Here is a 23,559-nt window from a genome sequence, read left to right as displayed (position 1 = left end):
TACCTAGCAGTGTTCAAGCATCAACCGCTTTTTGGGTCGACTTGAAGACACGAATTTTCTTACCGTCTTCTACTTTGAAACCAACGCGGTCAGCCTTGTTGGTTTCGCCGTTGAAGATGGCGACGTTGGAAGCGTGCAGTGGCGCTTCTTTCTCGACGATACCGCCCTGTACGCCCGACATCGGGTTAGGCTTGGTATGACGCTTGACCAGGTTCAGACCGCCAACAACCAGACGGTTGTCAGCAAGAACCTTCAGCACCTTACCGCGCTTACCTTTGTCTTTGCCGGCGATCACGATGATCTCGTCGTCACGACGAATCTTTTGCATGTCGGATCTCCTTACAGCACTTCTGGGGCGAGCGAGACGATCTTCATGAACTTCTCAGTACGAAGTTCACGGGTCACTGGCCCAAAGATACGGGTGCCGATCGGCTCTTGCTTGTTGTTCAGAAGAACAGCAGCGTTGCCATCAAAGCGGATAATGGAGCCATCAGCACGACGTACGCCGTGACGAGTGCGGACTACAACAGCAGTCATCACTTGGCCTTTTTTCACCTTACCGCGCGGAATTGCTTCCTTCACGGTAACTTTGATGATGTCACCGATACCAGCGTAACGACGATGGGAGCCACCCAGCACCTTGATGCACATAACACGGCGAGCGCCGCTGTTATCGGCCACATCGAGCATGGATTGAGTCTGAATCATATAATTTCTCCGACCCCTAGCCCTTAGACTTCCACAGCGCGTTCGAGAACATCAACCAGCGCCCAAGACTTGGTCTTGGCCATCGGACGAGTTTCACGAATAGTGACTTTGTCGCCGATGTGGCACTGATTGGTTTCGTCGTGCGCGTGCAGCTTAGTCGAACGCTTAACGTATTTACCGTAGATCGGGTGCTTAACGCGACGCTCGATCAGAACGGTGATGGTTTTGTCCATCTTGTCGCTGACAACACGGCCAGTCAGCGTACGGACAGTTTTTTCGGCTTCAGCCATGATCACTTACCTGCCTGCTGGTTGAGCACAGTCTTCACGCGAGCGATGTCACGCTTAACTTGCGAGAGCAGATGAGACTGCCCCAACTGGCCAGTTGCTTTCTGCATGCGCAGATTGAACTGGTCGCGCAGCAGGCCGAGCAGTTGCTCGTTCAGCTGCTGTGCGGATTTTTCACGAAGTTCATTCGCTTTCATCACATCACCGTCCGTTTAACAAAGGAGGTGGCGAGCGGCAGCTTTGCAGCAGCCAGGGCGAAAGCCTCACGCGCCAGCTCTTCAGAAACACCCTCGATTTCATACAGGACTTTGCCTGGCTGAATCTGGGCAACCCAGTACTCCACGTTACCCTTACCTTTACCCATACGAACCTCGAGAGGTTTCTTGGAGATCGGCTTGTCCGGGAATACACGGATCCAGATCTTGCCGCCACGTTTTACGTGACGGGTCAGAGCACGACGCGCTGACTCGATCTGACGAGCGGTGAGACGACCACGAGCAACAGACTTCAGCGCGAACTCGCCGAAGCTGACTTTGCTACCGCGCAGTGCCAGACCACGGTTGTGGCCGGTCATCTGCTTGCGGAACTTCGTACGCTTTGGTTGCAACATTTGGCGTACCCCTTACTTAGCAGCTTTTTTACGAGGCGCTGGTGCTTGTGGTTTCAGTTCTTCTTGGCGACCACCAATAACTTCGCCTTTGAAGATCCAAACCTTTACACCGATCACACCGTAAGTGGTGTGAGCTTCGTAGTTGGCATAGTCGATGTCGGCACGCAGGGTGTGCAGTGGCACACGACCTTCGCGATACCATTCAGTACGTGCGATTTCAGCACCGCCGAGACGACCGCTCACTTGGATTTTGATGCCTTTGGCACCAATGCGCATGGCGTTCTGTACAGCGCGCTTCATAGCGCGACGGAACATTACACGACGCTCCAGCTGCTGAGCTACGCTCTGCGCAACCAGCATACCGTCGAGCTCCGGCTTGCGGATCTCTTCGATATTGATGTGCACAGGCACACCCATTTGCTTGGTCAGGTCCTGACGCAGTTTCTCAACATCTTCACCTTTCTTCCCGATAACGATACCTGGACGAGCGGTGTGGATGGTGATGCGTGCAGTTTGGGCCGGACGATGGATATCGATACGGCTTACGGACGCGCTTTTTAGTTTGTCTTGGAGATACTCACGCACTTTCAGATCTGCGAACAAGTAGTCCGCATAAGTCCGACCGTCTGCGTACCAGACGGAGGTGTGCTCCTTGACGATTCCCAGGCGAATGCCAATGGGATGTACTTTCTGACCCATCTCTTCGACTCCGTTACTTGTCAGCAACCTTGACAGTGATATGGCAAGACCGCTTGACGATGCGATCAGCACGGCCTTTGGCACGTGGCATGATGCGCTTCAGCGAACGCCCTTCGTTGACGAAAACGGTGCTGACTTTCAGGTCATCAACGTCTGCGCCTTCGTTATGCTCGGCGTTGGCTACGGCCGACTCCAGCACTTTCTTCATGATCTCGGCGGCTTTCTTACTGCTGAAAGCCAACAGGTTGAGCGCTTCGCCCACCTTCTTCCCGCGGATCTGGTCGGCGACCAAGCGGGCTTTCTGGGCGGAGATTCGAGCGCCCGACAACTTAGCGGCTACTTCCATTTCCTTACCCCTTAACGCTTGGCTTTCTTGTCAGCCACGTGCCCGCGATAGTTGCGGGTACCGGCGAACTCGCCCAGTTTGTGGCCGACCATGTCTTCGTTAACGAGAACTGGGACGTGCTGACGACCGTTGTGTACTGCGATGGTCAGACCGACCATTTGTGGCAGGATCATCGAACGACGCGACCAGGTTTTAATTGGTTTGCGATCGTTCTTTTCCGCCGCCACTTCGATCTTCTTCAGTAGGTGAAGATCAATAAAAGGACCTTTTTTCAGAGAACGTGGCACTGTCGTATCCCTCTATTTACTTGCGACGACGGACGATCATTTTGTCGGTACGCTTATTACCACGAGTCTTCGCACCCTTAGTCGGGAAGCCCCATGGCGATACCGGATGACGACCACCAGAGGTACGACCTTCACCACCACCATGTGGGTGGTCAACCGGGTTCATGGCAACACCACGAACGGTTGGGCGAACGCCACGCCAGCGTTTGGCACCAGCTTTACCCAGCGAACGCAGGCTGTGCTCAGAGTTCGAGACTTCACCCAGGGTCGCACGGCATTCAGCCAGGACTTTACGCATTTCACCGGAACGCAGACGCAGGGTCACGTAGACACCTTCACGAGCGATCAGCTGAGCCGAAGCACCAGCGGAACGAGCGATCTGTGCACCTTTACCTGGCTTCAATTCGATGCCGTGTACGGTAGAACCGACTGGAATGTTGCGCAGTTGCAGAGCGTTGCCTGGCTTGATTGGAGCCAGAGCGCCTGCGATCAGCTGGTCGCCAGCACTCACGCCTTTAGGGGCGATGATGTAGCGGCGCTCGCCGTCTGCGTAGCAGAGCAGTGCGATGTGAGCAGTACGGTTTGGATCGTATTCGATACGCTCGACAGTGGCGACGATGCCATCTTTGTCGTTGCGACGGAAATCGACCATACGGTAATGCTGCTTATGACCACCACCGATGTGACGAGTGGTAATACGGCCATTGTTGTTACGACCACCAGACTTCGATTTTTTCTCGAGCAGCGGTGCGTGAGGAGCGCCTTTATGCAGCTCCTGGTTGACCACCTTGACCACAAAACGGCGGCCAGGGGAAGTCGGTTTGCATTTAACGATTGCCATGATGCACCCCTTCCTTACTCAGCACTGCTGCTGAAATCGAGATCTTGGCCTGGCTGAAGGGAGATAACTGCCTTCTTCCAGTCATTACGCTTGCCCAGACCGCGAGCAGTGCGCTTGCTCTTACCCAGAACGTTCAGGGTAGTGACGCGCTCTACTTTCACGCTGAACAGGCTTTCGACGGCCTTCTTGATTTCCAGCTTGGTTGCATCGGTAGCAACCTTGAAAACGAACTGGCCTTTCTTGTCTGCCAGAACCGTAGCCTTCTCGGAAACGTGCGGGCCAAGCAGAACTTTAAATACGCGTTCCTGGTTCATCCCAGCAGCTCCTCGAATTTCTTCACGGCCGACACGGTGATCAACACCTTGTCGTATGCGATCAGACTAACTGGATCGGAACCTTGCACGTCACGTACATCTACGTGCGGCAGGTTGCGAGCAGCCAGGTACAGGTTCTGATCAACAGCGTCCGACACGATCAGAACGTCGGTCAGGCTCATGTTGTTCAGTTTGCCCAGCAGATCTTTGGTTTTCGGAGTTTCAACAGCGAAATCCTGAACCACGACCAGACGATCAGTACGCACCAGCTCAGCAAGGATGGAACGCATTGCTGCGCGATACATCTTCTTGTTCAGCTTCTGGGAGTGATCCTGTGGACGAGCTGCGAAAGTGGTACCGCCGCCACGCCAGATTGGGCTACGGATAGTACCGGCACGAGCACGGCCAGTACCTTTCTGACGCCATGGGCGCTTGCCGCCACCACGAACGTCGGAACGGGTCTTCTGCTGCTTGCTACCTTGACGGCCGCCGGCCATGTAGGCCACGACTGCTTGGTGAACCAGCGTCTCGTTGAATTCGCCGCCAAATGTCAGTTCGGAAACTTCGATCGCTTGAGCGTCATTTACATTTAATTGCATGTCAGCTTCCCCTTAACCGCGAGCCTTGGCTGCTGGACGTACAACCAGGTTGCCGCCAGTAGCGCCAGGAACAGCACCCTTGACCAACAACAGATTGCGTTCAGCGTCCACGCGCACTACTTCCAGGGACTGCACGGTCACGCGCTCAGCGCCCATATGACCGGACATTTTTTTGCCCTTGAATACACGACCAGGAGTCTGGCACTGGCCGATAGAGCCTGGGACGCGGTGGGATACGGAGTTACCGTGGGTGTTATCTTGCCCGCGGAAATTCCAACGCTTGATCGTACCCTGGAAGCCTTTACCCTTGGACTGACCGGTTACATCAACCAGTTGACCAGCGGCGAAGATTTCAGCGTTGATCAGATCGCCAGCCTGGTACTCGCCTTCTTCAAGACGGAATTCCATGGTGGTGCGACCAGCGGCTACGTTCGCTTTAGCGAAGTGGCCAGCCTGAGCTGCTGTTACACGCGAAGCGCGACGCTCGCCGACAGTGACTTGCACTGCACGATAGCCATCGGTCTCTTCAGTTTTGAACTGGGTGACGCGATTCGGCTCGATCTCAATGACCGTGACCGGAATGGAGACACCTTCTTCGGTGAAAATACGGGTCATACCGCATTTACGACCGACTACACCAATAGTCATGTTGTAAACCTCATGAGTGTACGGGGCTTTCACCCGCTATGGCCGCCCATTTCAGAGCGTTACACGACCAAGACCGAGTCTTAGCCGAGGCTGATCTGCACTTCCACACCGGCCGCAAGATCAAGCTTCATCAGCGCATCAACGGTTTTATCCGTTGGCTGGACGATGTCCAGAACACGCTTATGAGTGCGGATCTCGTACTGGTCACGCGCGTCTTTGTTGACGTGCGGGGAAACCAGAACGGTGAACCGCTCTTTACGGGTAGGCAGTGGAATTGGACCACGCACTTGAGCACCAGTACGTTTCGCGGTTTCCACGATTTCCTGGGTTGATTGGTCGATCAGGCGATGGTCAAAAGCCTTCAACCTGATACGGATTTGCTGATTTTGCATTGGATTTCAGACTCCGGCTGCTATTCCCACCGGGCGCAATACGCCCGTTAAAAGGAGGCGCAATTCTATAGACGCCCCCGATAGGTGTCAACCCAATAAAAAAGCCCCCGCTGAGCGGGGGCTTTTTCAATCCATCAAGCTGACTTTAAAAGCCTTACTCGATGATTTTGGCTACGACGCCAGCGCCGACGGTACGACCGCCTTCACGGATAGCGAAACGCAGACCGTCTTCCATCGCGATGGTTTTGATCAGGGTAACAGTCATCTGAATGTTGTCACCTGGCATTACCATTTCAACGCCTTCTGGCAGCTCGCAGTTACCAGTCACGTCAGTAGTACGGAAGTAGAACTGTGGACGGTAGCCTTTGAAGAACGGAGTGTGACGACCGCCTTCTTCCTTGCTCAGAACGTAAACTTCTGCAGTGAACTTGGTGTGCGGCTTGACCGAACCTGGCTTGACCAGAACCTGGCCACGCTCAACGTCGTCACGCTTGGTACCACGCAGCAGAACGCCACAGTTCTCGCCAGCACGACCTTCGTCGAGCAGCTTGCGGAACATCTCAACACCGGTGCAGGTGGTGGTGGTGGTGTCACGCAGACCAACGATTTCCAGAGCGTCCTGAACGCGAACGATACCGCGCTCGATACGACCAGTCACAACAGTACCGCGACCGGAGATCGAGAATACGTCTTCGATTGGCATCAGGAACGGCTTGTCAATCATACGAACTGGTTCTGGGATGTAGGTATCCAGAGTTTCAACCAGTTTACGAACGGCAGTGGTGCCCATTTCGTTGTCGTCTTTGCCTTCCAGCGCCATACGAGCCGAACCGATGATGATCGGAGTGTCGTCGCCCGGGAAGTCGTAGGTCGACAGCAGGTCACGAACTTCCATCTCAACCAGTTCCAGCAGCTCAGCGTCGTCTACCAGGTCAGCCTTGTTCAGGAAAACCACGATGTACGGAACGCCTACCTGACGGGACAGCAGGATGTGCTCACGGGTTTGTGGCATCGGACCATCAGCGGCCGAGCAAACCAGGATCGCGCCGTCCATCTGGGCAGCACCGGTGATCATGTTCTTCACGTAGTCAGCGTGACCTGGGCAGTCAACGTGAGCGTAGTGACGAATAGTCGAGTTGTACTCAACGTGAGCGGTGTTGATGGTGATACCGCGAGCTTTTTCTTCTGGTGCGCTGTCGATCTTGTCGAATTCAACGACGGCCGAACCGAAAACTTCGGAGCAGACGCGAGTCAGAGCAGCAGTCAGAGTGGTTTTACCGTGGTCAACGTGACCAATGGTGCCAACGTTGACGTGCGGTAGGGAACGATCAAATTTTTCTTTAGCCACGACAATTAACTCCTAGCCTAAAGGGGCTGAATCAGCCTTGTTTTTTGGTTACGGATTCGACGATGTGCGACGGAGCCGTATCGTATTTTTTGAATTCCATAGAGTAGCTTGCGCGACCCTGGGACATGGAACGAACGTCGGTCGCATAACCGAACATCTCACCCAGTGGAACTTCGGCACGGATAACCTTGCCGGACACTGTGTCTTCCATACCCTGGATCATGCCGCGACGACGGTTAAGGTCGCCCATCACGTCACCCATATAGTCTTCAGGCGTAACAACCTCTACCGCCATGATCGGCTCGAGCAACTCACCACCGCCCTTCTGGGCCAGTTGCTTGGTCGCCATGGAAGCAGCCACCTTGAACGCCATCTCGTTGGAGTCGACGTCGTGGTAAGAACCATCGAACACGGTAGCCTTCAGGCCGATCAGCGGATAGCCGGCAACTACGCCGTTCTTCATCTGCTCTTCGATACCCTTCTGGATAGCCGGGATGTATTCCTTAGGAACCACACCACCTACAACTTCGTTCACGAATTGCAGACCTTCCTGACCTTCGTCAGCAGGAGCAAAACGGATCCAGCAGTGACCGAACTGGCCGCGACCACCGGACTGACGAACGAACTTGCCTTCGATTTCACAGTTCTTCGTGATGCGCTCACGATACGAAACCTGAGGCTTGCCGATGTTGGCTTCGACGTTGAACTCACGGCGCATCCGGTCAACCAGGATGTCCAGGTGCAGCTCGCCCATGCCGGAGATGATCGTCTGACCAGTCTCTTCATCAGTTTTAACGCGGAAAGACGGGTCTTCCTGAGCGAGCTTGCCCAGAGCGATACCCATTTTTTCCTGGTCATCCTTGGTCTTAGGCTCTACGGCAACCGAAATAACCGGCTCCGGGAAGTCCATGCGAACCAGGATGATTGGCTTGTCAGCGTTGCAGAGGGTTTCACCAGTGGTGACGTCCTTCATGCCGATCAGGGCCGCGATGTCGCCAGCGCGTACTTCCTTGATCTCTTCACGGGCGTTTGCGTGCATTTGCACCATACGACCCACGCGCTCTTTCTTGCCTTTGACCGAGTTGATCACGCCGTCGCCGGAGTTCAACACGCCCGAGTAAACACGGACGAAAGTCAGAGTACCCACGAATGGGTCGGTAGCGATCTTGAACGCCAGAGCCGCGAAAGGCTCGTTGTCGTCTGCATGACGCTCCATCTCTTCTTCCTCGTTATCAGGGTTGGAACCCTTGATAGCAGGAATGTCGGTCGGAGCAGGCAGGTAGTCGATAACGGCGTCGAGAACCAGGGGAACACCCTTGTTCTTGAACGAAGAACCGCAAACAGCCAGAACGATTTCGCCGGCGATAGTACGCTGACGCAAAGCAGCCTTGATCTCTTCGATCGACAGCTCTTCGCCTTCCAGGTACTTGTTCATCAGCTCTTCGTTGGCTTCGGCAGCAGCCTCAACCATGTTGTTGCGCCACTCTTCAGCCAGCTCTTGCAGCTCGGCAGGAATGTCCTTGCGAACAGGGACCATACCTTTGTCGGAGTCGTTCCAGTAGACAGCTTGCATGTTGATCAGATCGATCTGACCCTGGAAGTTGTCTTCGGAACCGATGGCCAACTGGATCGGCACCGGAGTGTGACCCAGACGCTGCTTGATCTGACCGATCACGCGCAGGAAGTTGGCGCCGGCACGGTCCATCTTGTTTACGTAAACAAGACGTGGAACGCCGTATTTGTTGGCTTGACGCCATACGGTTTCCGACTGCGGCTCAACACCCGAAGTACCGCAGAACACCACGACAGCGCCGTCGAGTACGCGCAGGGAACGCTCAACTTCAATGGTGAAGTCAACGTGGCCCGGGGTATCGATTACGTTGAAACGGTGCTCGTGAGAGTACTGCTTCTCGGAACCTTTCCAGAAGGCGGTAATGGCAGCAGAAGTAATGGTAATACCACGCTCCTGCTCCTGAACCATCCAGTCTGTGGTCGCGGCGCCATCATGCACCTCGCCCATTTTGTGACTTTTGCCGGTGTAAAACAGTACGCGCTCGGTGGTGGTGGTTTTACCAGCATCCACGTGAGCAACGATACCGATGTTACGGTAGCGGCTAATCGGAGTAGTACGAGCCATAAAGCCCTCGCAAAATTAGTGAAGCTAAAATTAGAAGCGGTAGTGCGAGAAAGCTTTGTTAGCTTCGGCCATACGGTGCACGTCTTCACGCTTCTTAACAGCAGCACCTTTACCTTCAGCAGCATCCAGCAGTTCGCCAGCCAAACGCAGAGCCATAGACTTCTCGCCGCGCTTACGGGCGAAGTCTACCAACCAGCGCATTGCCAGAGCGTTACGACGGGAAGGACGAACCTCGACCGGAACCTGGTAAGTAGCACCACCAACGCGGCGCGACTTCACTTCGACCAGCGGAGCGATGGCGTCGAGTGCTTTTTCGAAGAGTTCCAGGGGATCGGTGCCAGCCTTACGGGCCGCAACGGTTTCCAGGGCACCATAAACGATACGCTCGGCAACGGCTTTCTTGCCGCTTTCCATAACGTGGTTCATGAATTTGGCGAGGATCTGGCTTCCGTATTTCGGATCGTCCAGAATCTCACGCTTTGCTGCTACGCGACGTCTTGGCATGATAAGCCCTCAAGCGGTCTTCAGGTTAGCTCGGGACAGATCCAGAGGATGCGTGCCCGACCTTACTCTTATCGACTCAATAAAATAAAAATCTGCAAAACGGCCGATTACTTCGGACGCTTGGTACCGTACTTCGAACGACCCTGGTTACGGCCTTTAACGCCGGAAGTATCCAAGGAGCCGCGAACGGTGTGGTAACGAACACCTGGCAAGTCTTTTACACGACCGCCGCGGATCAGTACCACGCTGTGCTCTTGCAGGTTGTGGCCTTCACCGCCGATGTACGAGGAAACCTCGAAACCGTTGGTCAGACGCACACGGCATACTTTACGCAGTGCCGAGTTAGGTTTTTTCGGCGTGGTGGTGTACACACGGGTGCACACGCCACGACGTTGCGGGCAGTTCTGCAGCGCAGGTACGTCGGATTTCTCGACGATACGCTTACGCGGCTGACGTACCAGCTGGTTGATAGTTGCCATCTACTAGCTCCACTGTTGTCTTGCGACGCTATTGTCTTGCAAGAAAAGCAAAATGGCAGGAACGAATTCCCGCCAAATTTAGGGGATCAAGAGTCTAAAGAGGATCTTGATTCCAGTCAAGGCAAGGCCCCGACCTCCCCGCCCGTCGAACCTCGACTAAATGTCTCGATTCGACGAACGGAGCGATCAGGGCCTCACGCTCGTTTATCGCAGAACTCAGTTACCGCTCGAGTTCAGCGCTTCGGTCAGTGCAGCTTCCACTTCACTGGCGCTTACGCGCAACGGCTTGTCGGCATCACGGCGACGCTTGCGCTCGCTGTGATAGGCAAGACCGGTACCGGCCGGGATCAGACGACCCACGACTACGTTTTCTTTCAGGCCGCGCAGGTAATCGCGCTTGCCGGTGACTGCCGCTTCGGTCAGTACGCGGGTGGTTTCCTGGAAGGAAGCCGCCGAGATGAACGATTCGGTGGACAACGACGCCTTGGTGATACCCAGCAGAACGCGAGTGAACTTGGAGACAAACTTGTCTTCCGTGCTCAGACGTTCGTTCTCTACCAGAACGTGAGTCAGTTCCATCTGGTCGCCCTTGATGAAGCTGGAATCGCCGGACTCGGAAATCTCAACTTTACGCAGCATCTGACGCAGGATGGTCTCGATGTGCTTGTCGTTGATCTTCACGCCTTGCAGACGATAAACGTCCTGGATCTCGTTGACGATGTACTTGGCCAGCGCGCTCACACCCAGCAGACGCAGGATGTCGTGCGGATCGCTTGGACCGTCGGAGATGACTTCGCCGCGGTTTACCTGTTCGCCTTCGAAGACGTTCAGGTGACGCCACTTCGGAATCAGCTCTTCGTACGGATCGCTACCGTCGTTCGGGGTAATGACCAGACGGCGCTTGCCTTTGGTCTCTTTACCGAACGCGATGGTGCCGCTGACTTCAGCAAGAATCGACGCTTCTTTCGGACGACGGGCTTCGAACAGGTCGGCAACACGCGGCAGACCACCGGTGATGTCACGGGTCTTCGAAGTTTCCTGCGGGATACGAGCGATAACGTCACCGATCGCAATCTTCGCACCGTCAGCCACACCGACCAGGGCGTTGGCTGGCAGGAAGTACTGAGCGATAACGTCAGTGCCTGGCAGCAACAGATCCTTGCCGTTGTCGTCGACCATCTTCACTGCTGGACGGATTTCCTTACCGGCAGCTGGACGATCTTTCGCGTCGAGAACTTCAATGTTGGTCATACCGGTCAATTCGTCAGTCTGACGCTTGATCGTGATGCCTTCTTCCATGCCCACGTAGGTCACGGTACCTTTCATTTCGGTAACGATCGGGTGAGTGTGCGGATCCCACTTGGCCACGATGGCGCCAGCGTCGACCTTGTCACCTTCCTTGACCGAAATCACAGCACCGTACGGCAGCTTGTAACGCTCACGCTCACGACCGAAGTCATCCGCGATTGCCAGCTCACCGGAACGGGACACAGCAACCAGATGGCCATCCACTCGCTCAACGTGCTTCAGGTTGTGCAGACGGACAGTACCGCCATTCTTCACCTGAACGCTGTCAGCTGCGGAAGTACGGCTTGCCGCACCACCAATGTGGAACGTACGCATGGTCAGCTGGGTACCCGGCTCACCGATGGACTGGGCAGCGATAACGCCGACCGCTTCACCGATGTTCACCTGGTGACCACGAGCCAGATCACGGCCGTAGCATTTGGCGCAAATGCCATAGCGGGTTTCGCAGCTGATCGGCGAACGCACGATCACTTCGTCGATGCTGTTCAGCTCGATGAACTCGACCCACTTCTCGTCAACCAGAGTGCCGGCAGGAACGATAACGTCCTCGGTACCTGGCTTGAACACGTCACGGGCAATCACACGACCCAATACGCGCTCACCCAACGGCTCTACAACGTCACCGCCTTCAATGTGCGGAGTCATCAGCAGACCGTGTTCGGTGCCGCAATCGATTTCGGTCACTACCAGATCCTGCGCCACGTCTACCAGACGACGAGTCAGGTAACCGGAGTTCGCAGTTTTCAACGCGGTATCCGCCAGACCTTTACGAGCACCGTGAGTCGAGATGAAGTACTGAAGTACGCTCAGACCTTCACGGAAGTTCGCAGTAATCGGCGTTTCAATGATGGAGCCGTCCGGCTTGGCCATCAGACCACGCATACCGGCCAGCTGACGAATCTGTGCTGCGGAACCCCGCGCACCCGAGTCGGCCATCATGTACATCGAGTTGAAAGACTCTTGGTCGACTTCGTCGCCGTGACGGTCGATGACTTTCTCTTTCGAGAGGTTGGCCATCATCGCCTTGGAAACTTCATCGTTCGCTTTCGACCAGAGGTCGATCACTTTGTTGTACTTCTCGCCCTGGGTTACCAGGCCGGAGGCGTACTGGCTCTCGATCTCTTTCACTTCGTCGGTGGCTGCACCGATGATGCGGGCTTTTTCGTCCGGGATAACGAAGTCGTTAACACCGATGGAAACGCCGGAGATGGTCGAGTAAGCGAAACCGGTGTACATCAACTGGTCAGCGAAGATCACGGTCTCTTTCAGACCAACCACGCGGTAGCACTGGTTGATCAGCTTGGAGATCGCCTTCTTCTTCATCGGCAGGTTGACGACGTCGAACGACAGACCTTTTGGCACAACCTGGAACAGCAGCGCACGGCCGACGGTGGTGTCGACGATACGGGTACCGCTCACGCTGTTGCCGTCACGATCGTTGACGGTTTCGTTGATACGAACCTTGACCTTGGCATGCAGCGCGGCTTCGCCGGCACGGAATACACGGTCGACTTCCTGCAGATCCGCGAACACACGACCTTCGCCCTTGGCGTTGATCGCTTCGCGGGTCATGTAGTACAGACCCAATACAACGTCCTGCGACGGAACGATGATTGGCTCACCGTTGGCTGGCGACAGGATGTTGTTGGTCGACATCATCAACGCACGCGCTTCCAACTGGGCTTCCAGCGTCAGCGGTACGTGCACGGCCATTTGGTCGCCGTCGAAGTCGGCGTTGTACGCGGCGCAGACCAGAGGGTGCAGCTGGATAGCCTTACCTTCGATCAGTACCGGTTCAAACGCCTGGATGCCCAGACGGTGAAGGGTCGGTGCACGGTTGAGAAGAACCGGGTGTTCGCGAATCACTTCAGCGAGAACGTCCCAAACCTCTGGCAGCTCGCGCTCGACCATTTTCTTGGCCGCTTTGATGGTGGTCGCGAGACCACGCATTTCCAGCTTGCCGAAAATGAACGGTTTGAACAGCTCAAGAGCCATCTTCTTCGGCAGACCGCACTGATGCAGACGCAGAGTCGGGCCTACGGTAATAACCGAACGACCGGAGTAGTCAACACGCTTACCGAGCAAGTTCTGACGGAAACGACCCTGCTTACCCTTGATCATGTCAGCCAGGGACTTCAGAGGACGCTTGTTGGAGCCTGTGATAGCGCGGCCACGACGACCGTTGTCGAGCAGCGCATCGACCGCTTCCTGCAACATACGCTTTTCGTTGCGCACGATGATGTCCGGCGCGGACAGATCCAGCAGGCGCTTCAAACGGTTGTTACGGTTGATCACTCGACGATACAGATCGTTGAGGTCGGAAGTGGCGAAACGACCGCCATCCAGCGGGACCAGTGGACGCAGATCTGGCGGCAGAACCGGCAGAACGGTCAGCACCATCCACTCTGGCAGGTTGCCGGAACCCTGGAAGGCTTCCATCAACTTCAGACGCTTGGACAGCTTCTTGATCTTGGTTTCCGAGTTGGTTTGCGGAATCTCTTCGCGCAGACGGCCAATCTCGTGTTCCAGGTCGATAGCGTGCAGCAGTTCACGGACGGCTTCGGCACCCATGCGGGCGTCGAAATCGTCACCGAACTCTTCCAGCGCTTCGAAATACTGCTCGTCGTTCAGCAGCTGACCTTTTTCAAGGGTGGTCATGCCTGGATCGATAACGACATAGCTCTCGAAGTAGAGAACGCGTTCGATATCACGCAGGGTCATGTCCATCAGCAAGCCGATACGGGACGGCAGCGATTTCAGGAACCAGATGTGGGCAACCGGCGAAGCCAGTTCGATGTGCGCCATGCGCTCACGACGAACCTTGGCCAGTGCAACTTCAACGCCGCACTTCTCGCAGATCACACCACGGTGCTTCAAGCGCTTGTACTTACCGCACAGGCACTCGTAATCCTTTACCGGGCCAAAGATCTTGGCGCAGAACAGACCGTCACGCTCAGGTTTGAACGTACGGTAGTTGATGGTTTCCGGCTTTTTAACTTCACCGAACGACCACGAACGGATCATCTCCGGCGAGGCCAATCCGATACGGATGGCGTCGAACTCTTCGACTTGACCCTGGTTTTTCAGCAAATTCAGTAGGTCTTTCAAGGCCTTTCCTCCTGGCGGAGCAGAGAGCGGGCAATCCTGCCCCGCTCTCGATTCGCGTCACGTGTTATTCGGTTTCCAGATCGATATCGATGCCGAGGGAACGAATTTCCTTGATCAACACGTTGAAGGACTCGGGCATGCCCGGCTCCATACGGTGATCGCCATCCACGATGTTCTTGTACATCTTGGTACGGCCGTTCACATCGTCCGACTTCACTGTGAGCATTTCTTGCAGAGTGTAAGCAGCACCGTATGCTTCCAGTGCCCAGACCTCCATCTCCCCGAAACGCTGACCACCGAACTGCGCCTTACCACCCAGCGGCTGCTGGGTAACCAGGCTGTAAGAACCGGTAGAACGCGCGTGCATCTTGTCGTCTACCAAGTGGTTCAGCTTCAGCATGTACATGTAGCCAACGGTAACTGGACGCTCGAACTTGTTGCCGGTACGGCCGTCGGTCAGCTGCATCTGGCCGCTTTCCGGCAGGTCTGCCAGTTTCAGCATGGCCTTGATTTCGCTTTCCTTGGCGCCGTCGAACACTGGAGTGGCCATTGGAACGCCGCCACGCAGGTTGTTCGCCAGATCGAGGATTTCCTGATCGGAGAAGCTGTCCAGGTCTTCGTTACGACCGCCGATCTGGTTGTAGATCTCGTCCAGGAAGGTGCGCAGCTCAGCCACTTTACGCTGCTCTTCGACCATCCGGTTGATCTTCTCGCCCAGACCTTTGGCCGCGAGGCCCAGGTGGGTTTCGAGAATCTGACCAACGTTCATACGCGAAGGTACGCCCAGCGGGTTGAGGACCACGTCGACCGGGGTGCCATTGGCATCGTGCGGCATGTCTTCAACCGGCATGATCACGGAGACCACACCCTTGTTACCGTGACGACCGGCCATCTTGTCGCCCGGCTGGATGCGGCGACGGATTGCCAGGTAAACCTTGACGATTTTCAGCACGCCTGGAGCCAGGTCATCGCCCTGCTGCAGTTTGCGCTTCTTGTCTTCGAACTTGTCGTCCAGCAGACGGCGACGATCAACGATGTAGGCCTGAGCCTTCTCGAGCTGCTCGTTCAGAGCATCTTCAGCCATGCGCAGTTTGAACCACTGGCCGTGCTCAAGACCGTCGAGAACTTCGTCGGTGATGTCCTGACCTTTCTTCAGGCCGGCGCCGCCTTCGGCCTTGTGGCCTACCAGAGCGGAACGCAGGCGTTCGAAAGTCGCGCCTTCAACGATGCGGAACTCTTCGTTCAGATCCTTGCGGATCTCGTCCAGCTGGGACTTCTCGATCGACAGTGCACGAGCATCACGCTCAACGCCGTCACGGGTGAAGACCTGTACGTCAATGACAGTACCTTTGGTGCCGGTTGGCACGCGCAGGGAGGTGTCTTTAACGTCGCTGGCTTTTTCACCGAAGATTGCACGCAGCAGCTTTTCTTCCGGAGTCAGCTGGGTCTCGCCTTTCGGAGTGACCTTGCCGACCAGGATGTCGCCTGCGCCTACTTCAGCACCTACGTAAACGATACCGGCTTCGTCCAGCTTGTTCAGTGCAGCTTCACCCACGTTCGGGATGTCCGCAGTGATTTCCTCTGGGCCAAGCTTGGTGTCACGAGCCACACAGGTCAGTTCCTGAATGTGGATCGTGGTGAAGCGGTCTTCCTGAACCACACGCTCGGACAGGCAGATGGAGTCTTCGAAGTTGAAGCCGTTCCATGCCATGAACGCGATGCGCATGTTCTGACCCAGCGCCAGTTCTCCCATGTCGGTGGACGGGCCGTCGGCCATGATGTCGCTACGCTGAACGCGATCACCTTTACGCACCAGCGGACGCTGGTTGATGCAAGTGTTCTGGTTCGAGCGGGTGTATTTGGTCAGGTTGTAGATGTCGACACCGGCTTCACCGGTTTCAACTTCGTCATCGGCAACACGAACCACGATACGGCTGGCGTCGACGGAATCGATCACGCCACCACGACGAGCCACGACGCAAACGCCGGAGTCACGGGCTACGTTACGCTCCATGCCGGTACCTACCAGCGGCTTGTCAGCGCGCAGGGTCGGTACAGCTTGACGCTGCATGTTCGAACCCATCAACGCACGGTTGGCGTCGTCGTGCTCGAGGAACGGGATCAGCGACGCTGCAACCGACACAACCTGCTTCGGCGAAACGTCCATCAAGGTGACGTCTTCCGGCGCCTTGACGGTGAATTCGTTCAGGTGACGTACGGCTACCAGTTCGTCGATCAGGACTTTCTGCTCGTTCATGGTCGCCGAAGCCTGCGCGATCACGTGATCGGCTTCTTCGATAGCGGACAGGAACACGATCTCGTCGGTCACCACGCCCTCTTTCACCACGCGGTACGGGCTTTCCAGGAAGCCGTACTGGTTGGTGCGAGCGTACGCAGCCAGCGAGTTGATCAGACCGATGTTCGGACCTTCCGGCGTTTCAATCGGGCAGACACGACCGTAGTGAGTCGGGTGTACGTCACGGACTTCGAAGCCTGCGCGCTCACGAGTCAGACCACCAGGGCCGAGTGCGGAGACACGACGCTTGTGGGTGATCTCGGACAGCGGGTTGTTCTGGTCCATGAACTGCGAGAGCTGGCTGGAACCGAAGAACTCTTTCACCGCCGCAGCCACTGGCTTGGCGTTGATCAGGTCTTGCGGCATCAGGCCTTCGCTTTCAGCCATCGACAGACGCTCTTTGACCGCACGCTCAACACGTACCAGGCCAACGCGGAACTGGTTCTCGGCCATTTCGCCTACGCAGCGAACACGACGGTTACCCAGGTGGTCGATGTCATCGACGATGCCTTTACCGTTACGGATGTCGACCAGAGTCTTCAGTACCGCGACGATGTCTTCCTTGCACAGCACGCCCGAACCTTCGATCTCGGTACGACCGATACGACGGTTGAACTTCATCCGGCCGACCGCAGACAGGTCATAGCGCTCAGGGCTGAAGAACAGGTTGTTGAACAGGGTTTCGGCAGCGTCCTTGGTTGGCGGCTCGCCTGGACGCATCATGCGATAGATCTCGACCAGCGCTTCCAATTGGTTGCTGGTGGAGTCGATCTTCAGCGTGTCGGAGACGAACGGACCGCAGTCGATGTCGTTGGTGTACAGGGTCTCGATGCGAACGACCTGAGCCTTAGCGATTTTTGCCAGGACTTCAGTGTTCAGCTCGGTGTTGCATTCAGCCAGGATTTCGCCAGTGGCCGGGTGCACGATAGCCTTGGCGGTGGTGCGGCCGAGGACGTAATCCAGTGGCACGTCCAGCGTCTTGATACCGGCTTTTTCGATCTGGTTGATGTGGCGCGCGGTAATACGGCGGCCCTGCTCAACGATGACCTTGCCCTTCTCGTCCTGGATGTCCAGAACCGCTACTTCACCACGCAGGCGCGATGGCACCAGTTCCAGGCTGAGGGTTTCGCCGCTCAGGTGGAATACGTTGGTGGTGTAGAACGCGTCCAGCACTTCTTCAGTGGTGTAACCGAGTGCGCGCAGCAGTACCGAAGCCGGCAGCTTGCGACGACGGTCGATACGCACGAAGACGCAGTCTTTCGGGTCGAACTCGAAGTCCAGCCACGAACCGCGGTAAGGAATGATGCGAGCCGAGTACAGCAGTTTGCCGGAGCTGTGCGTCTTGCCGCGGTCGTGGTCGAAGAACACGCCCGGGGAACGGTGCAGCTGGGAAACGATAACACGCTCGGTACCGTTGATTACGAAGGTACCGTTCTCAGTCATCAGGGGGATTTCACCCATGTAGACTTCTTGCTCTTTGATGTCCTTGATCGCTTTGTTCGACGATTCTTTGTCGAAAATGATCAGGCGCACTTTTACCCGCAAAGGTACGGCGAAAGTTACACCGCGCAATACGCATTCTTTGACATCAAATGCCGGCTCGCCCAGGCGATAACCGACGTACTCCAGCGCAGCATTGCCGGAGTAGCTGATGATCGGGAAAACGGATTTGAAGGCCGCATGCAGGCCCACGTCGCGGAACTGATCTTTAGTCGCTCCCGCTTGCAAGAATTCACGATACGAATCCAGCTGGATGGCCAGGAGGTAAGGCACATCCATGACGTCCGGCAACTTGCTAAAGTCCTTGCGGATACGTTTTTTCTCAGTATATGAGTAAGCCATCAGCGTTCCCCAGCTTGGTCACCTGCTTGTTTGGCCCCTCCCGACGGGAGCAGCCAGAAAATCGTGCAAACCCCATGGTTTGCGCCACCGCATCGGGTGGTTACAGCGCCTTCATCGGCACCGACCCAGTCGGCTGCCAATAACGGAAAAAGGCCGGTGGCAAGAGCCACCAGCCATCAGCCTGTCGCTTGACGCTCGGGCTGGAGGAGCAAAGTCGATGCTTACTTCAGCTCGACTTTAGCGCCCGCTTCTTCCAGCTTCTTCTTGGCGTCTTCAGCCGCTTCTTTCGAAACGCCTTCAGCTACAACCTGAGGAGCGCCGTCTACTTTCTCTTTGGCTTCTTTCAGGCCCAGACCGGTCAGTTCACGAACTGCCTTGATCACGTTAACCTTCTTCTCGCCAGCTTCCAGCAGAACAACGTTGAACTCGGTTTGCTCTTCAACAACAGCGGCAGCAGCAGCTGGACCAGCCGAAGCAGCAGCAGCGGTAACACCGAAGGTTTCTTCCATCGCTTTGATCAGCTCAACGATTTCCACTACGGATTTCTGGCCGATTGCTTCGATGATTTGTTCGTTAGTCAGAGACATGACTCAATTCCTGAATTGGGGGACGGCCTACGCGACCATCGAAATAAACAAAAAACGCGAGAAGTGACGAGCCTTAGGCTGCGGCAGCTTCTTTCTGGTCGCGAATTGCCGCCAGAGTACGAGCCAATTTGCTGGTAGCGCCTTGAATCACGCTCATCAGCTGAGAAATTGCTTCGTCACGGGTCGGCAGAGTTGCCAGTACGTCGATCTGATTAGCTGCGAGGAACTTGCCCTCGAACGCAGCTGCCTTGATCTCGAACTTGTCCTGACCCTTGGCAAACTCTTTGAAGATACGGGCAGCAGCGCCCGGATGTTCGTTCGAGAATGCAATCAGGGTCGGGCCGGTGAACACGTCGTTGAGGACACTGTATTGAGTGTCAGCAACAGCGCGCTTGAGCAGGGTGTTACGTACAACACGTACGTAAACGCCAGCTTCACGAGCCTCTTTACGGAGTCCGGTCATTGCGCCTACTGTTACGCCACGTGCATCAACCACGACAGCGGACAGAGCGACTTTGGCAGCCTCGTTGACTTCAGCGACGATGGCCTTCTTGTCTTCGAGATTAATTGCCACGGGTTTAACTCCTGCTTGTTACCGTTTCATTCGATCGGAACCGAATGTCGTTTTGGTGTCTGATTCGGTAAGGAACCGGGAGCACCATCTGCGTAGGCTTGAGGTTTAAGGCTTGCGCCGCCTACGGTCTTGGATAGCCCCCGCCAGGCAGGGACCCCAATCTTTCAATTGGCGCGGTAATCCGCGCCAACCTTTGTCTTACGCGTCGAGCGAGCTCTGGTCGATAACCAGACCTGGGCCCATGGTGGTGCTCAGGGTAACGCGCTTGACGTAAATGCCTTTCGAAGAAGCTGGCTTGATACGCTTCAGATCAGCGATCAGGGCTTCAACGTTTTCCTTCAGCTTGACGGCGTCGAAGCCGATCTTGCCAACGGAAGTGTGGATGATGCCGTTTTTGTCGGTGCGATAACGAACCTGACCAGCCTTGGCGTTTTTAACCGCGTTGGCTACGTCTGGAGTTACGGTGCCGACTTTCGGGTTAGGCATCAGGCCGCGTGGACCGAGAATCTGACCCAACTGACCTACAACGCGCATGGCATCCGGGGATGCGATCACTACGTCATAGTTCAGGTCGCCGCCTTTCATTTCGGCAGCCAGGTCGTCCATACCTACACGGTCAGCGCCGGCAGCCAGAGCGGCCTCAGCAGCTGGACCCTGGGTGAACACAGCAACGCGAACGGTCTTGCCAGTGCCGTGCGGCAGCACAGTAGCGCTACGAACAACCTGGTCGGATTTACGTGGGTCTACGCCCAGGTTTACAGCAACGTCGAACGACTCGCTGAACTTGACAGTCGACAGCTCGGCCAGCAGAGCAGCGGCGTCTACAATGTTGTAGGCCTTGCCTGCTTCGATTTTGCCGGCGATAGCCTTTTGACGCTTGGTCAGCTTAGCCATTACACACCCTCCACGTTAAGGCCCATGCTACGAGCAGAACCGGCGATAGTACGCACGGCTGCATCCATATCAGCTGCAGTCAGATCCGCGTTTTTGGTTTTCGCGATTTCTTCCAGCTGAGCACGGGTAACGGTGCCAACCTTAACGGTGTTCGGACGAGCGGAACCGCTGGTCAGACCGGCCGCCTTCTTCAGCAGAACCGAAGCAGGGGTGGATTTGGTTTCGAAAGTGAAGCTACGGTCGCTATAGACAGTGATGATCACTGGAGTCGGCAGACCTGGCTCAAGACCCTGGGTACGGGCGTTGAAAGCCTTGCAGAATTCCATGATGTTCACGCCGTGCTGACCCAGAGCAGGACCAACAGGTGGACTTGGGTTAGCCTGAGCGGCCTTCACTTGCAGCTTGATGTAAGCGGTAATCTTCTTGGCCATGAGGCACTCCAATTACGGGTTCGAACGCCTCGGAAGGCTCCCCGGTTACTTGCGCGTTTATCCCAGTGACGACAAAACCCCACAGCCTAAGGCTGCGGGGTTGGGATTGCATGCCCAGTTAGACCTTCTCGACCTGACTGAACTCGAGCTCCACCGGAGTAGAGCGACCGAAAATGAGCACCGCCACTTGGATCCGGCTCTTTTCGTAGTTAACTTCTTCCACAACGCCATTGAAATCGGCGAATGGACCGTCGTTGACACGTACCGTCTCACCTGGCTCGAACAACGTCTTCGGCTTAGGCTTGTCGCTACCATCAGCAACGCGACGCAGAATCGCTTCTGCCTCTTTATCGGTAATTGGTGCAGGCTTGTCGGCAGTTCCGCCGATGAAACCCATCACCCGAGGAGTATCCTTGACCAAGTGCCAAGTACCCTCGTTCATATCCATCTGGACCAGCACATAGCCTGGGAAGAACTTCCGTTCGCTTTTGCGCTTCTGGCCGTTACGCATCTCAACCACTTCTTCAGTGGGAACCAGAATCTCGCCGAAGCCATCTTCCATGCCAGCCAGCTTTACGCGCTCGATCAGCGAGCGCATCACATGCTTCTCGTAACCCGAGTAAGCATGCACAACATACCAACGCTTAGCCACGGGACACCCTTAGCCGACAATCAAGGAAACAAGCCAGCCGAGCAGGGAATCAAGCCCCCACAACAGCAACGCCATAACCAGAACAACAGCCACGACAATCAGCGTGGTCTGCGTGGTCTCTTGGCGAGTTGGCCACACGACTTTACGAATCTCGGTGCGCGCTTCCTTAACCAGTACAAAGAAAGACTTGCCCTTCGCGGTCTGCAGGCCTACAAAGGCAGCTACAGCAGCAATGGCAAGTAAAGCGAGTACACGGTACAGGATCGGCGAAGCAGCGTAATACTGATTGCCAACAACGCCAACAACCACCAAAGCGACTACTACAAGCCACTTGAGCAGATCGAAGCGAGAGCCTTGAGCTTCAGCTTTAGGAGTCATCTATGAAGATCCTGTGAAAAGAAAGCCAGACACACCGAGTGAATCTGGCAGGTCAGGAGGGAATCGAACCCCCAACCTACGGTTTTGGAGACCGTCGCTCTGCCAATTGAGCTACTGACCTAAAACAAAATCAGGCCGACCATTATGCCGGCCCGAAAAATACATTACAACCGCTTATTCGATGATTTTGGCTACGACGCCAGCGCCGACGGTACGACCGCCTTCACGGATAGCGAAACGCAGACCGTCTTCCATCGCGATGGTTTTGATCAAGGTAACAGTCATCTGAATGTTGTCACCTGGCATTACCATTTCAACGCCTTCTGGCAGCTCGCAGTTACCAGTCACGTCAGTAGTACGGAAGTAGAACTGTGGACGGTAGCCTTTGAAGAACGGAGTGTGACGACCGCCTTCTTCCTTGCTCAGAACGTAAACTTCTGCAGTGAACTTGGTGTGCGGCTTGACCGAACCTGGCTTGACCAGAACCTGGCCACGCTCAACGTCGTCACGCTTGGTACCACGCAGCAGAACGCCACAGTTCTCGCCAGCACGACCTTCGTCGAGCAGCTTGCGGAACATCTCAACACCGGTACAGGTGGTGGTGGTGGTGTCACGCAGACCAACGATTTCCAGAGCGTCCTGAACGCGAACGATACCGCGCTCGATACGACCAGTCACAACAGTACCGCGACCGGAGATCGAGAATACGTCTTCGATCGGCATCAGGAACGGCTTGTCGATCATACGAACTGGTTCTGGGATGTAGGTATCCAGAGTTTCAACCAGTTTACGAACGGCAGTGGTGCCCATTTCGTTGTCGTCTTTGCCTTCCAGCGCCATACGAGCCGAACCGATGATGATCGGAGTGTCGTCGCCCGGGAAGTCGTAGGTCGACAGCAGGTCACGAACTTCCATCTCAACCAGTTCCAGCAGCTCAGCGTCGTCTACCAGGTCAGCCTTGTTCAGGAAAACCACGATGTACGGAACGCCTACCTGACGGGACAGCAGGATGTGCTCACGGGTTTGCGGCATCGGACCATCAGCGGCCGAGCACACCAGGATCGCGCCGTCCATCTGGGCAGCACCGGTGATCATGTTCTTCACGTAGTCAGCGTGACCTGGGCAGTCAACGTGAGCATAGTGACGAATAGTCGAGTTGTACTCAACGTGAGCGGTGTTGATGGTGATACCGCGAGCTTTTTCTTCTGGTGCGCTGTCGATCTTGTCGAATTCAACGACGGCCGAACCGAAAACTTCGGAGCAGACGCGAGTCAGAGCAGCAGTCAGAGT

Annotated in this window: 26 protein-coding genes and 1 tRNA gene; all 27 read right to left on the bottom strand. The window is 55.7% G+C overall.

Annotated elements, in window-relative coordinates:
* Positions 1-13: 13 nt before the first annotated feature.
* Positions 14-328: a 50S ribosomal protein L24 gene (gene rplX / locus DCO47_RS10365; RefSeq protein WP_003186046.1), complete on the bottom strand. Its 315-nt coding sequence runs from the start codon at positions 326-328 to the stop codon at positions 14-16.
* Positions 329-339: 11 nt separating this feature from the next.
* A complete protein-coding gene (gene rplN, locus DCO47_RS10360; RefSeq protein WP_002555479.1) occupies positions 340-708 on the bottom strand; it encodes a 50S ribosomal protein L14 in 369 nt (122 codons plus the stop codon).
* Between the two features lie 23 nt (positions 709-731).
* Positions 732-998 (bottom strand): 30S ribosomal protein S17, encoded by a 267-nt coding sequence (gene rpsQ / locus DCO47_RS10355; protein WP_003194644.1) that lies wholly within the window; start codon positions 996-998, stop codon positions 732-734.
* Positions 999-1,000: 2 nt separating this feature from the next.
* A complete protein-coding gene (gene rpmC / locus DCO47_RS10350) occupies positions 1,001-1,192 on the bottom strand; it encodes a 50S ribosomal protein L29 (RefSeq protein WP_002555481.1) in 192 nt (63 codons plus the stop codon).
* Entirely contained in the window at positions 1,192-1,605 is a 414-nt protein-coding gene (gene rplP / locus DCO47_RS10345) for a 50S ribosomal protein L16 (RefSeq protein WP_003228729.1), read from the bottom strand. The genes rpmC and rplP overlap by 1 nt, the downstream gene beginning before the upstream one ends.
* 12 nt (positions 1,606-1,617) lie before the next feature.
* On the bottom strand, positions 1,618-2,304 hold the full coding sequence (rpsC, locus tag DCO47_RS10340) for a 30S ribosomal protein S3 (RefSeq protein WP_003176422.1): 687 nt from the start codon (positions 2,302-2,304) through the stop codon (positions 1,618-1,620).
* Positions 2,305-2,317: 13 nt separating this feature from the next.
* Complete coding sequence (gene rplV / locus DCO47_RS10335; protein WP_003103908.1) at positions 2,318-2,650, bottom strand: 50S ribosomal protein L22; 333 nt, start codon at positions 2,648-2,650, stop codon at positions 2,318-2,320.
* A gap of 11 nt (positions 2,651-2,661) precedes the next feature.
* Entirely contained in the window at positions 2,662-2,937 is a 276-nt protein-coding gene (gene rpsS / locus DCO47_RS10330; RefSeq protein WP_011336172.1) for a 30S ribosomal protein S19, read from the bottom strand.
* A gap of 16 nt (positions 2,938-2,953) precedes the next feature.
* On the bottom strand, positions 2,954-3,778 hold the full coding sequence (gene rplB, locus DCO47_RS10325) for a 50S ribosomal protein L2 (protein WP_016772943.1): 825 nt from the start codon (positions 3,776-3,778) through the stop codon (positions 2,954-2,956).
* Between the two features lie 14 nt (positions 3,779-3,792).
* Positions 3,793-4,092 carry a 50S ribosomal protein L23 gene (gene rplW / locus DCO47_RS10320; protein ID WP_002555488.1) on the bottom strand — a complete coding sequence of 100 codons (300 nt, stop codon included), beginning with the start codon at positions 4,090-4,092 and terminating at the stop codon, positions 3,793-3,795.
* Positions 4,089-4,691 carry a 50S ribosomal protein L4 gene (rplD, locus tag DCO47_RS10315; RefSeq protein ID WP_003228735.1) on the bottom strand — a complete coding sequence of 201 codons (603 nt, stop codon included), beginning with the start codon at positions 4,689-4,691 and terminating at the stop codon, positions 4,089-4,091. Before rplD ends, rplW begins: the two co-directional genes overlap by 4 nt.
* Before the next feature lie 12 nt (positions 4,692-4,703).
* Positions 4,704-5,339, bottom strand: a complete 636-nt coding sequence (gene rplC / locus DCO47_RS10310) for a 50S ribosomal protein L3 (protein WP_003228738.1) — start codon at positions 5,337-5,339, stop codon at positions 4,704-4,706.
* A gap of 80 nt (positions 5,340-5,419) precedes the next feature.
* Entirely contained in the window at positions 5,420-5,731 is a 312-nt protein-coding gene (rpsJ, locus tag DCO47_RS10305) for a 30S ribosomal protein S10 (RefSeq protein ID WP_003186070.1), read from the bottom strand.
* 154 nt (positions 5,732-5,885) lie between these two features.
* Positions 5,886-7,079 carry an elongation factor Tu gene (gene tuf / locus DCO47_RS10300; RefSeq protein ID WP_024014521.1) on the bottom strand — a complete coding sequence of 398 codons (1,194 nt, stop codon included), beginning with the start codon at positions 7,077-7,079 and terminating at the stop codon, positions 5,886-5,888.
* A gap of 31 nt (positions 7,080-7,110) precedes the next feature.
* Positions 7,111-9,216: an elongation factor G gene (gene fusA, locus DCO47_RS10295; protein ID WP_016772942.1), complete on the bottom strand. Its 2,106-nt coding sequence runs from the start codon at positions 9,214-9,216 to the stop codon at positions 7,111-7,113.
* Between the two features lie 30 nt (positions 9,217-9,246).
* Complete coding sequence (gene rpsG / locus DCO47_RS10290; RefSeq protein WP_016772941.1) at positions 9,247-9,720, bottom strand: 30S ribosomal protein S7; 474 nt, start codon at positions 9,718-9,720, stop codon at positions 9,247-9,249.
* A gap of 107 nt (positions 9,721-9,827) precedes the next feature.
* Positions 9,828-10,199 (bottom strand): 30S ribosomal protein S12, encoded by a 372-nt coding sequence (gene rpsL / locus DCO47_RS10285; protein WP_003186084.1) that lies wholly within the window; start codon positions 10,197-10,199, stop codon positions 9,828-9,830.
* 216 nt (positions 10,200-10,415) lie between these two features.
* Positions 10,416-14,615 carry a DNA-directed RNA polymerase subunit beta' gene (gene rpoC / locus DCO47_RS10280; protein WP_042610656.1) on the bottom strand — a complete coding sequence of 1,400 codons (4,200 nt, stop codon included), beginning with the start codon at positions 14,613-14,615 and terminating at the stop codon, positions 10,416-10,418.
* Positions 14,616-14,679: 64 nt separating this feature from the next.
* Positions 14,680-18,753, bottom strand: coding sequence for a DNA-directed RNA polymerase subunit beta (gene rpoB / locus DCO47_RS10275; protein ID WP_016772939.1), 4,074 nt, complete (start codon positions 18,751-18,753; stop codon positions 14,680-14,682).
* A 221-nt stretch (positions 18,754-18,974) separates the two neighbouring features.
* Positions 18,975-19,340, bottom strand: a complete 366-nt coding sequence (gene rplL / locus DCO47_RS10270) for a 50S ribosomal protein L7/L12 (protein ID WP_003228750.1) — start codon at positions 19,338-19,340, stop codon at positions 18,975-18,977.
* 73 nt (positions 19,341-19,413) lie between these two features.
* Entirely contained in the window at positions 19,414-19,914 is a 501-nt protein-coding gene (gene rplJ / locus DCO47_RS10265) for a 50S ribosomal protein L10 (RefSeq protein ID WP_008081912.1), read from the bottom strand.
* Between the two features lie 198 nt (positions 19,915-20,112).
* On the bottom strand, positions 20,113-20,808 hold the full coding sequence (rplA, locus tag DCO47_RS10260; RefSeq protein ID WP_024014523.1) for a 50S ribosomal protein L1: 696 nt from the start codon (positions 20,806-20,808) through the stop codon (positions 20,113-20,115).
* Positions 20,808-21,239 (bottom strand): 50S ribosomal protein L11, encoded by a 432-nt coding sequence (rplK, locus tag DCO47_RS10255; protein WP_003176435.1) that lies wholly within the window; start codon positions 21,237-21,239, stop codon positions 20,808-20,810. Before rplK ends, rplA begins: the two co-directional genes overlap by 1 nt.
* A gap of 118 nt (positions 21,240-21,357) precedes the next feature.
* Positions 21,358-21,891, bottom strand: a complete 534-nt coding sequence (gene nusG, locus DCO47_RS10250; RefSeq protein ID WP_007957598.1) for a transcription termination/antitermination protein NusG — start codon at positions 21,889-21,891, stop codon at positions 21,358-21,360.
* A 9-nt stretch (positions 21,892-21,900) separates the two neighbouring features.
* Entirely contained in the window at positions 21,901-22,269 is a 369-nt protein-coding gene (gene secE, locus DCO47_RS10245; RefSeq protein WP_016772937.1) for a preprotein translocase subunit SecE, read from the bottom strand.
* 45 nt (positions 22,270-22,314) lie between these two features.
* Positions 22,315-22,390: transfer RNA gene (locus tag DCO47_RS10240), tRNA-Trp, on the bottom strand.
* A 53-nt stretch (positions 22,391-22,443) separates the two neighbouring features.
* Positions 22,444-23,559, bottom strand: a 1,116-nt coding sequence (gene tuf / locus DCO47_RS10235; RefSeq protein ID WP_116658043.1) for an elongation factor Tu, incomplete at its 5' end; no start/stop codon positions are given.

The organism is Pseudomonas sp. NDM (genome assembly GCF_003105095.1).
GTDB classification, from domain to species: Bacteria; Pseudomonadota; Gammaproteobacteria; order Pseudomonadales; family Pseudomonadaceae; genus Aquipseudomonas; species Aquipseudomonas moraviensis_A.
This window is presented reverse-complemented; position numbering and strand designations above follow the sequence as displayed.

What these genes read in the sequence shown, in the direction of transcription:
- rpsQ (WP_003194644.1), bottom strand. Translation starts at nt 998, where the DNA reads ATGGCTGAAGCCGAAAAAACTGTCCGTACGCTGACTGGCCGTGTTGTC.
- rplD (WP_003228735.1), bottom strand. Translation starts at nt 4,691, where the DNA reads ATGCAATTAAATGTAAATGACGCTCAAGCGATCGAAGTTTCCGAACTG.
- rplC (WP_003228738.1), bottom strand. Translation starts at nt 5,339, where the DNA reads ATGACTATTGGTGTAGTCGGTCGTAAATGCGGTATGACCCGTATTTTC.
- rpsL (WP_003186084.1), bottom strand. Translation starts at nt 10,199, where the DNA reads ATGGCAACTATCAACCAGCTGGTACGTCAGCCGCGTAAGCGTATCGTC.
- rpsC (WP_003176422.1), bottom strand. Translation starts at nt 2,304, where the DNA reads ATGGGTCAGAAAGTACATCCCATTGGCATTCGCCTGGGAATCGTCAAG.
- rpsG (WP_016772941.1), bottom strand. Translation starts at nt 9,720, where the DNA reads ATGCCAAGACGTCGCGTAGCAGCAAAGCGTGAGATTCTGGACGATCCG.
- rplA (WP_024014523.1), bottom strand. Translation starts at nt 20,808, where the DNA reads ATGGCTAAGCTGACCAAGCGTCAAAAGGCTATCGCCGGCAAAATCGAA.
- rplX (WP_003186046.1), bottom strand. Translation starts at nt 328, where the DNA reads ATGCAAAAGATTCGTCGTGACGACGAGATCATCGTGATCGCCGGCAAA.
- rplP (WP_003228729.1), bottom strand. Translation starts at nt 1,605, where the DNA reads ATGTTGCAACCAAAGCGTACGAAGTTCCGCAAGCAGATGACCGGCCAC.
- rplV (WP_003103908.1), bottom strand. Translation starts at nt 2,650, where the DNA reads ATGGAAGTAGCCGCTAAGTTGTCGGGCGCTCGAATCTCCGCCCAGAAA.
- rpmC (WP_002555481.1), bottom strand. Translation starts at nt 1,192, where the DNA reads ATGAAAGCGAATGAACTTCGTGAAAAATCCGCACAGCAGCTGAACGAG.
- rpoB (WP_016772939.1), bottom strand. Translation starts at nt 18,753, where the DNA reads ATGGCTTACTCATATACTGAGAAAAAACGTATCCGCAAGGACTTTAGC.
- rpsJ (WP_003186070.1), bottom strand. Translation starts at nt 5,731, where the DNA reads ATGCAAAATCAGCAAATCCGTATCAGGTTGAAGGCTTTTGACCATCGC.
- rplW (WP_002555488.1), bottom strand. Translation starts at nt 4,092, where the DNA reads ATGAACCAGGAACGCGTATTTAAAGTTCTGCTTGGCCCGCACGTTTCC.
- rplK (WP_003176435.1), bottom strand. Translation starts at nt 21,239, where the DNA reads ATGGCCAAGAAGATTACCGCTTACATCAAGCTGCAAGTGAAGGCCGCT.
- rplB (WP_016772943.1), bottom strand. Translation starts at nt 3,778, where the DNA reads ATGGCAATCGTTAAATGCAAACCGACTTCCCCTGGCCGCCGTTTTGTG.
- rplL (WP_003228750.1), bottom strand. Translation starts at nt 19,340, where the DNA reads ATGTCTCTGACTAACGAACAAATCATCGAAGCAATCGGCCAGAAATCC.
- fusA (WP_016772942.1), bottom strand. Translation starts at nt 9,216, where the DNA reads ATGGCTCGTACTACTCCGATTAGCCGCTACCGTAACATCGGTATCGTT.
- secE (WP_016772937.1), bottom strand. Translation starts at nt 22,269, where the DNA reads ATGACTCCTAAAGCTGAAGCTCAAGGCTCTCGCTTCGATCTGCTCAAG.
- rplN (WP_002555479.1), bottom strand. Translation starts at nt 708, where the DNA reads ATGATTCAGACTCAATCCATGCTCGATGTGGCCGATAACAGCGGCGCT.